Raw genomic sequence first — 3,779 nt, forward strand, 5'->3', positions numbered from 1 at the left:
CCCCTGAGCCGGCGGGGCTCCCCCAACGGGGAAGCCCCGCCGGCCGTTTCCCCTACCCCCTCACTCCTCACTGCCCCCTCACTCCTCCTCGTCCGACTCATCGGCCTCGGCGAGGATCAGATACAGCTCCTTCCGCGCCTTGTTGACGACCGCGAGCGCCTTGTCGCGCTGCTCCGGCGTACCGGTCGCCCAGACCTGCCGGAACGCGTCGACGAGCCCGCCGCCCGCCTTGCGGATCTCGTTCATGGCCTCCCAGTCGACGCCGCGCCCGGCCTCCTCCCAGGGAGCCTCCGGACCGGCCTCGGCCTCGGCGCGCCCGCTCTCCGTCAGCTCGAAGAGCTTCTTGCCGCCGTCGGTCGCGCTGCTGATCAGGCCCTCGTCCTCGAGCAGTTGCAGCGTCGGGTAGACCGAGCCGGGGCTCGGCTTCCATGTGCCGCCGCTGCGCTCAGCGATCTCCTGGATCATCTCGTAGCCGTGCATCGGCCGATCCTTGAGCAGCGCCAGGATCGAGGCGCGCACATCACCGCGCCGCGCCCTCCCCCGCGGCCCGCCACGCCCGCGCCCACCGCCCCACGGCGGCCCTCCGAACGGCGGCCCGAACGGCCCGAAGGCGCCGCGAAGCCGCCCGGCCTCACCCGGCCCGAAAGCCCCAGGGGGCCCGAAGTGCCCATGCCCGCGCCCACGCCCGAAGCCCTGCCGATGCCCGCACTCTTCTCGACCACACATCGCGGCACCCCTTCCATCATTGATCGATCGCGATACCTCAACGATATATCGGAAGAATGTCGCCGACAAGCCCCTGCGCCCGAGCTGTCGCCGGCCCGGGACACGAGGCCAGAGACTTGCGATTGGCCTTGGTCCCCGCCACCCCGCGCGCCCTACGCTCCCGGCCATGAGACTCCGCATCGTCGACGCCTTCACCGACCGCCCCTTCGCCGGCAACCCGGCCGGCGTGCTGCTGCTCGACCGCTCCGGATTCCCCGACGACTCCTGGCTCCAGCAGGTCGCCGCCGAGGTCAACCTCTCCGAGACCGCCTACGCGCATCCGCTCCCCGAGAGCGGCGAGGCCGACTGGGCGCTGCGGTGGTTCACGCCCGCCACCGAGGTCAACCTGTGCGGGCACGCGACCCTGGCCACCGCCCACGTGCTGCACACTGCGGGCCTCGCGAGCGGCACCGTCCGCTTCGCCACCCGCAGCGGCGTCCTCTCCGCGACCACGGCCGAAGACGGCTCGATCACCCTGGACTTCCCGACCGCCCCGCTGACGGCCGTCGAGCCCCCGGCGGAGGCCTCGAAAGCGCTGGGCGCGGAGGTCGTGTCCGCGTACGACACCGGGCCGAACGTCCAGGACCTGCTGATCGAGGTGGCCGACGAGAAGACGGTCAGGGCACTCGTCCCCGACCTCGCCGCCCTCGCCGGCCTCGGCAGCCGCGGGGTCATCGTCACCGCCCGGGCCGAAGACCCGCACCGCGGCTACGACTTCGTGTCCCGCTTCTTCGGACCGGGCGCAGGCGTCGACGAGGACCCGGTGACCGGCAGCGCGCACACCGCGCTCGCCCCCCTCTGGTCACAGCGCCTGGGCCGGGACGACCTCACGGGCTTCCAGGCCTCGGCCCGCACGGGCCTGGTGCGCACCGCCCTCCGCGGCCCCCGAACCCTCCTGACCGGAACGGCGATCACGATCATCGACGGTGAGCTGCTGGTCGCCCCCTGACGTTTCGCGGTACGGGGACGGCCGCCCTGCCGGCGTCCCCTCCTCGCGGTCGCGGCAGAGCTCTCTCGCCGCCCGCCTCTTCGCCGTCGCGGCGAGAAACTCCCGCCGGCCCGCCTCTTCGCCTCGCGGCGGGAAACCCCCGCCGCGACGGCGAGCAACCAGGGCGAGGGAGCCCGCAGTCTCCGGACACTCCCGGAGACTGCGCGCTTCCGTTCGGTCCGTCGTTGCGAGCCCGCCGTCGGCGGGCTCGAACGGTACGAAGGGGACGTCGAAGTACGCAGTCTCCAGGCACTCAACCCGCGCCGAGCCAAGTCCGAAAGGGCGAGCGCCGAGCGGTCACGCCGTGGGCAGCCAGCCCACCTTCCCCGCGAGCAGCGCGTACCCGACGAACGCCACGATGTCGATCAACGCGTGCGCCGCCACCAGCGGCCCGACCCGCCCCCACCGGCGGTAGAGCAGGACGAACACGACGCCCATCACCATGTTCCCGACCAGCCCGCCGATCCCCTGGTAGAGGTGGTAGACCCCGCGCAGCCCGGCGCTGGCCAGGAGCGCGGCGGTCGGGGTCCAGCCCAACTGCCCCAGCCTGCGCAGCAGATAGCCCACCACGACCACCTCCTCCAGCAGCGAGTTCTGCACGGCCGAGGCGATCAGCACGGGGATCTTCCACCACACGTCCGGCAGCGACTCCGGCACCACGGTGAGGTTGAATCCCGCGGCCCGCACGGCGAGGTAGAAGACGAGCCCGGTCCCGCCGATCGCCGCGGCGACCGCGGCCCCCGCCCCCAGGTCGAAGCCGGGTCTGCGCCGGTCGAGGCCGATCGCCCGGAGGCCGCCCACCCCTTCCCGCAGCAGCAGGTGCGCGACGAGCGCGACCGGCACGAGCGCGGTCGCGACGCCGAACAGCTGCCAGGCCAGATCCAGCCATGGACGGCCGGGCGCGGCCGAGGTGTTGAGCTGGGCCGCCTGGTCCTTCAGCCCGCCCGGTTTGGTGACCGAGCCGACGAAGCTGATCAGCGCGGAGACCGCGCTGGCACCGAGCGACAGGGCTAGTACGAGGAGCGTCTCGCTGCGCAGGATCCGCGGCGGCAGCCGCTCCCCGGAGAAGGAATCGGCCACGCTGCCGGACTGTGCCTGCACTTCCGCCTCCAGTTCCGCGATCCCACGTTCAGACCCGTGAGCATCACAGCTTGCCCGAAGGCTCCGCCCGGAACCGCACAGGGGCCCGCCCGTAGGGCCAACCGCCGCCCCCTGCTCGTACGGCCGACTGCAGCCCCGCCCGTACGGCCGACCCGGCGCCCCGCGCGTACGTATGGCAATCCGCCCTCCCGCCGCCCGTACCCGGACGCCCGGGCGGCGTCGCCCCTCGCGTACCGCGATCCGCCCGGCGACGGCTCACCCCGGAAGGGCCACCGGCCACAGATGCACCGGCTCCCCCGATCGCATCAACTGCGCGTAGCGGCGCGTCGTCGCGGCCAGGGCGGCGTCCCGGTCGAAGCCGCCGCCCAGGGCCCGGTGGAAGGTCGCGGCCTGCCAGGACGCGCCGTTCATCCGCCGCCGGCAGCGCCCCTCGATGACGCCGAGGTAGTGGTCGCGGTCGGCCGGCTCGACGCCCCACGCGTCCAGGCCCGCCGCCGCGAGCGGCAGCAGCTCCTCGCATACGAGCCGGACGGCGGGGACCTCGGCCACGGTGCCGGAGCGGCCGGGGCGCGGCCAGCGCAGCACCGCCTCGATGCCGTGGCGGCAGGCGGCGTCGAAGTTGTCCGAGGCCTCGACGAAGGACAGCCTCGACCAGACGGGCCGCGGCTCCTCGGCGAGGGCGCGCACAAGCCCGTAGTAGAAGGCGGCGTTGGCGACGACGTCGGTGACGGTGGGCCCCGCGGGCAGCACCCGGTTCTCCACCCGCAGGTGCGGTACGCCGTCGACGACCGCGTAGACGGGCCGGTTCCAGCGGTAGACGGTCCCGTTGTGCAGGACCAGCTCCCGGAGGGCCGGCACGCCGCCCTCGTCCAGGACGCGCAGCGGGTCCTCCTCGCCGCAGATCGGCAGCAGCGCGGGGAAGTAG

3 protein-coding genes and 1 pseudogene are annotated in these 3,779 nt (G+C 73.7%); 1 reads left to right on the top strand and 3 read right to left on the bottom strand.

Going from position 1 to position 3,779, the window contains the following annotated elements; translation table 11 throughout:
• Positions 1-78: 78 nt before the first annotated feature.
• Positions 79-726 (bottom strand): PadR family transcriptional regulator, encoded by a 648-nt coding sequence (locus tag AOK16_RS16300; protein WP_079101452.1) that lies wholly within the window; start codon positions 724-726, stop codon positions 79-81.
• Between the two features lie 166 nt (positions 727-892).
• Here AOK16_RS16300 and AOK16_RS16305 point away from each other — a divergent pair, with 166 nt between their 5' ends.
• On the top strand, positions 893-1,714 hold the full coding sequence (locus tag AOK16_RS16305) for a PhzF family phenazine biosynthesis protein (protein ID WP_055472970.1): 822 nt from the start codon (positions 893-895) through the stop codon (positions 1,712-1,714).
• A gap of 336 nt (positions 1,715-2,050) precedes the next feature.
• On the opposite strand, the gene AOK16_RS16310 is transcribed toward AOK16_RS16305, so the two are convergent.
• Together AOK16_RS16310 and AOK16_RS16315 are read right to left on the bottom strand one after the other, a co-directional pair.
• Positions 2,051-2,854 carry a CPBP family intramembrane glutamic endopeptidase gene (locus tag AOK16_RS16310; protein WP_055472971.1) on the bottom strand — a complete coding sequence of 268 codons (804 nt, stop codon included), beginning with the start codon at positions 2,852-2,854 and terminating at the stop codon, positions 2,051-2,053.
• Between the two features lie 255 nt (positions 2,855-3,109).
• A pseudogene (locus AOK16_RS16315) lies at positions 3,110-3,779 on the bottom strand (glutamate--cysteine ligase); the annotation flags it as partial.

Source organism: Streptomyces pathocidini (assembly GCF_001418495.1).
GTDB lineage: Bacteria > Actinomycetota > Actinomycetes > Streptomycetales > Streptomycetaceae > Streptomyces > Streptomyces pathocidini.